We start from the raw sequence: 4,836 nt of genomic DNA on the forward strand, positions 1-4,836 counted from the left end.
CCCCCCCCCACCCCCGGTTCCCTCTCCTCCCGCGCCGGACGTGCTCTCCACGGCGATGCGGCGCTTCTCCGTCGCGTAGACGCCCCCCGCGTGCGTCGGCGGAAAGACCTTCGTGCCCGGTCCGGCCGCTGGTTGCAGGATCGTCCGGCACCGTATCGCGACTGCCCGACCGGAGACCGCGGCCTGGAGAACGTTCAAAGTCAGTTCCCTCGCACTCATTTGACCCCTTCCTGCGCATTAGATGGCTCAGTGCTACTTCCTCAGCGGAATACGTTGGTAAAAGGTGTGACTAAATCACCACCACCCCGCTCTCGGCCTCCGGAACGCCAGCCCCCATGAACGTAGACGACTCCCTCGCGGATTCCTCGTTCGCTCCCAGGTCCACGATGAGCACCTGATCTTCCTTCTGGTTCATCTCCTCCCGCAGCGCAAGCTCCAGCCGCACGCGGTCGATCGACCGCAGCGAGCAGTAGAATACCGAGTACTGCCACGGCTCGCCGTACGCCTTCATCAGCTTGTGCACGCGACGTAACCGCTTGTCGTTGCGGATGTCGTAGCAGACCAGGTAGCACCGACGCATCGTCGCACCCCTTTGATCGCGGTTCACCAAGACACTGACAGCATGGTGTCAGCCTCGAATCCGCAAGTCAGTCGTCCGCCAGGACCCTCGTGTGCACACGAGGGTTCACCGGGTCGTCAGGAACGCCAGCGTTGGAACCTCGCCGAGCAGCCACGCCGCGATCAGCCTTGCGTGCAGCATGAGCATGCGGCGGTAGCTCAGCCGGTACTCGAAGACCGGGTGCCGGACCTCGGTGTCCATGCGCCGGCCGTACGCGGCGAAGAACGCCTTCCGCCCGGCGTCCGTCAACGAGCAGCCCGCCGCCGTACTCAAGAAGTGGCCCTCGGTCAGTTCACCGCGGTTGAAGGCCGACACCGCCACCGAGTCGGCGATGAGGGGCCGGAAGGGTTCCATCAGGTCCAGCGAGAGCGCCGGGCGTCCGGGCCGCGTGCAGTGCAGGGCTCCCAGCGTGGGCTCGAGGCTCGCCAGCCGCAGCGCCGCGGTGCACTCGTTGGTCAGCATCGAGTACCCGAACGACAGCACCGCGTTGACCGGGTCGGGCGGCGGCCGGCGCTGGCGGCCGTTGGCATCGAACTGAGCTCCGAGTTCCTTGACCCCCTCCTTGAACATCCCCGCAAAGTGCGCGAAGTAAATCGCGGCGGCGTTGCCCTCGTGACCGCGGAGTTCATCGACCGTCATCGCCCGCTCGGCCGCGTTCATGCACTCTTGCAGGTCGCCGGGGACTCGCCCAGGCAGGCTCGCGTGGTTGCGCATCAGCAGCGTGCGCTGGTTGGAGATCTTGGCGATCGTGACCGCCCGGGCGAGTTCGAGCGCCTTGTCGGGCCGGTCGAGCACCCGGACCTGGGCGGCTCGCACCGCCGCGCTTGTCGGGCCCAGCGGGTCCATCATCGCCACCAGCCTGCCCGCGGACGACATGAACGCCACCGGCACCTCGTGATCCGCGAAGACGGTCAGCGCCTGCGTTGAGACCTGCACGCCGCCCAGCACCGCCAGCGACTCGATGTTCGCCAGCGGCAGGTCCCGCACCACAGACCCCTCCTTGTCCGTTACCCGGACCGCCTGGCCCCGGACCCCGACCCTCACTCCCTCCCGTTGCAGCACGACGTGGATGCCATCATCCCGCGGCGGCCACAGCTTCCGCGGCGTGAGTTCTTCTTTCGGGTGCCCGTCGGCGCGTCCATCGATGGTCAGGCTCGTCAGGCGCTGGTGGTTGATCTCGTCGGGCAGGCAGATCGGCTGGAGCGAGCAACGCGGGCATCGCGGATCGTTGATCAGCGGAGGGGGCCGCAAGCCTTCGGACGTGCGTTTTGCCGCCTCCAGTTCAGCCAGTGCCTGCTGACGCAGCGCGTCATCGACCTGGACGCGGAGTTTCAGCTTCTCGGCGCTGTAATAGAGGTATGCCTCCGGGACCCGGTACCCCGACTCCTCGAGCAGCAGCACCTGCAGGCCGAGCTGGACCCGGTCGGTCGGCCACGGCTCGGGGCCGGGCAGCAGCCGGGGCTCCTCCATCATCTCGTCGGCGGGTTCGACGGACTGGCCCGATCTCCTCGGTCTTCCCTTGCGGTATTCCACGGGCACCGCGGTCGTCCCCTCGATCTGGGCGAGATCAAGCGTGGCCGTCAGCCCCAGCCGCTCGCTGGTCAGCACGAGGCTCCGAACGGCCCGCGGGCGGTCCGGGTCGCCGTCCTGCTCCTCAAGTTTCGATGTGGGTTTCTTGTCGCGCAGCGCTGGCCCCGCGACCGCTTCGCTTGGTCGATCGACCCGCCGATGAACGCCCGCGCCCTGTTCGGTGTCCGCGCTGGGAAGGAACACGCCTTCCACGGTCATGTAATAGAAGAGCCGCGGGCAGTACGCGTGCTCGGCAACACCTCGCGCTGGCCATGTCATGGAGCACCCCCGAGCTGAACCGTTATTCAGCATCGGCAGGTCGCGGGAAGCAGTTCACCACGAGCGGGAACGGATCGCAGCGATCACGGCGGTCGGGTTCAAATGGTCCAGGTACCTGATCGTCGTCAGTATCGACCTGTGCCCGAGCTGCCGGGAGATGATGCCGATGTCCACCCCCTCGGCCCGGAGCTGGGCGGCGTGGGTATGGCGAAGCCCGTGGGCGTGGACGCGCTTTGCGATGCCCGCCGTTTTCCCCAGGATCGGTAGCAGCCGCCGGATGTACGCCGTCGTCAGCGCCTTCCCCGACCGCGAGCAGAAGAGCGGCGACCCCGCCGGTACCGCCAGAACCGCCCGGCGTCCCGCCCAGCCCCGGGGTCGAGGCCAACCACCCGGTCCCGCCCGCCCTTGGCGAACCGGACGCGGACGGTGCCCGCCGCGAGGTCCACGTCGTGGGGGCGTAGCGCCAGCGCCTCGGAGATCCGCAGCCCGGCCCGGTACATCATCACCAGCAGCGCCCGGTGGCGGACCCCCACCGGGTCGTCCCCGCAGACCGCCAGCAGCGTTCTGACCTCAGCGTCGGTCAGCACCTCCGCGGGCCGCCGGGTCCTGGGCTTGGGCCGCCTCCGCCGGGGCGGGGCCTGGCACAGAACCGGGTGCCGGTCCAGGTCCGATTCCACATATCCGTGCGGGGTACTCGTGCGCGTACGAGGCTGTTCCATGGCTCCGCTCCCGACGGGCCGCGCCTAACCCCCTTCCGCAGGAGCGTTTACGCGACCAACTCGTAGCCGAGTTACCTCGGGGGCGGGGAGATGGCAAGGCGGTGCAAGTCCTGTTATGTCGATTCCTTCCCTGCTTCATGACTCGATAGACTTGACATTTCTGGTACAAACGACAAGACGCGATGACGGTCGGAGGGTCCGCCGTGGAACCAAGTACACCCAAACAGTCTCGTGGCGTTTGGTTCGCCGGTTCACAGAATGCTGCACACTTCTACCAACCGTACCACTCGGTCTGGTTGCAGCAGTTCTTCTTCTCTCATCTTCTGGAACGCCGTGTCGAGTGGCTTGATGCCGGATTCGCTTCGCGGTACTGCAAGGACCTTGTCAGTCACGGGCATGAGACGCTGGCGAAAGGCCGTGAAAAGCCCTTCTGCACATCGTGGATCGAACAAGCGCTGCGCATCGGCGCGGCAGTACCCTGCGTTCGAGATGACTTCACCAGCCTTGGACGTTTTGTGGAGTCGATGGCGGATGGAACTTGGGGCTTGGGGATCACGTGTGAAGAGGCTAAGAGACTTGCTGAGAGGTACGACAATGTGGGACGCATCACCCACGTCGGGTGGAACGAAGGCCGCAAGAACAAGATCGTGTTCAGCGAAGTGCTCCAGCGGCGGGTGACGAAACTATTCGAGGATCAATCGACCTGGGCGCAGCAGCCCGATACTGGTCTGTGGGAATACGTTCGCGAGGTTGGCCGCCCCGTGCTGTACGAGGGGCTCAGGAGAACTGAAGCCACTGTGAACCCGGCTACGGGCAGAGGCCATCGAGGATTGCGCGTCACGGACTTCGGGACAGCGCTGCATGATCGTCTATTTCCTGGCGAGCGTCCCGCGATACTGCCCTCACTCAGTGACGTTGTCGCAAAATCCAGGACGCTTCCAGACGGGGCAAAGGTGTGGGCCTTGTGTAAGCTTGTCGCGGACATCTACGCGGACAACTTCGCTGGCCTGACGACCCAGCGACAATTCGCCCTCTCCGTAAGTGTTGATACACGGCGAGTAATCCTCGGTCGTGGCCCAAGCACCGCCGATCGGTCTGCACCCGTGCGGCTAACCGCGTTAACGAGCTTTCAGTTCCCGACAGTCGAGGAACTGTTGAACGTCGATCCCTGGCGCCTTGAGGAGATACGCGGCACGGCCGACAACCCAACTCCGATGGCGCGCGCTTATTTCGACGCCCTCGATCGATGGAAGAAGAATGACAACGCAGATACAGCGAATGAGTTAGCTGCTCGGCTACAGGAGTACTGCGAACATATCTGCGCGGTCATAGATCAGGGCCGTGGGCGCCATCCAACGTATCTGGCTGTTTGGGGCACCGCGGGGCTCATGGTGGGCACGGTGGCGGGTGTAATGGCGTCTTTTGCTACTATGCAAATCCATCCCAATGCGAGCGGTGCCATTGGATATTTCCTCGTTGGCGCTGGTGAACTTGCCGGGCTCGGCGCAGGAAAGCTCGTCGAGAGGTTGTGCACGCGAGCAGCCGAACGGAAACAGACGGGCGATCGGACTTGGGATATAGATGGGTCGTCACAGCCGACTGGAGAGAGCAGCACAGGCACGGGAGAGTGAATCTAAACCACTTCCGTTG

Annotated in this window: 5 protein-coding genes; 1 reads left to right on the forward strand and 4 read right to left on the reverse strand. The window is 65.1% G+C overall.

The window, feature by feature from the left end:
• The 4 genes from L6Q96_22865 to L6Q96_22880 form a co-directional block, all read right to left on the reverse strand.
• Window positions 1-219: type I-U CRISPR-associated protein Cas7 (locus tag L6Q96_22865; GenBank protein ID MCK6557392.1), on the reverse strand; the 219-nt coding region annotated here is incomplete at its 3' end.
• Between the two features lie 70 nt (window positions 220-289).
• A complete protein-coding gene (gene cas2 / locus L6Q96_22870; protein ID MCK6557393.1) occupies window positions 290-580 on the reverse strand; it encodes a CRISPR-associated endonuclease Cas2 in 291 nt (96 codons plus the stop codon).
• Window positions 581-685: 105 nt separating this feature from the next.
• Complete coding sequence (gene cas1 / locus L6Q96_22875; GenBank protein MCK6557394.1) at window positions 686-2,407, reverse strand: CRISPR-associated endonuclease Cas1; 1,722 nt, start codon at window positions 2,405-2,407, stop codon at window positions 686-688.
• Between the two features lie 350 nt (window positions 2,408-2,757).
• Window positions 2,758-3,054 carry a tyrosine-type recombinase/integrase gene (locus L6Q96_22880; protein MCK6557395.1) on the reverse strand — a complete coding sequence of 99 codons (297 nt, stop codon included), beginning with the start codon at window positions 3,052-3,054 and terminating at the stop codon, window positions 2,758-2,760.
• Between the two features lie 335 nt (window positions 3,055-3,389).
• Here L6Q96_22880 and L6Q96_22885 point away from each other — a divergent pair, with 335 nt between their 5' ends.
• Window positions 3,390-4,817, forward strand: a complete 1,428-nt coding sequence (locus tag L6Q96_22885; protein MCK6557396.1) for a hypothetical protein — start codon at window positions 3,390-3,392, stop codon at window positions 4,815-4,817.
• The last annotated feature ends 19 nt before the right edge of the window (window positions 4,818-4,836 follow it).

The organism is Candidatus Binatia bacterium (genome assembly GCA_023150935.1).
Taxonomy (GTDB): domain Bacteria; phylum Desulfobacterota; class Binatia; order HRBIN30; family HRBIN30; genus JAKLJW01.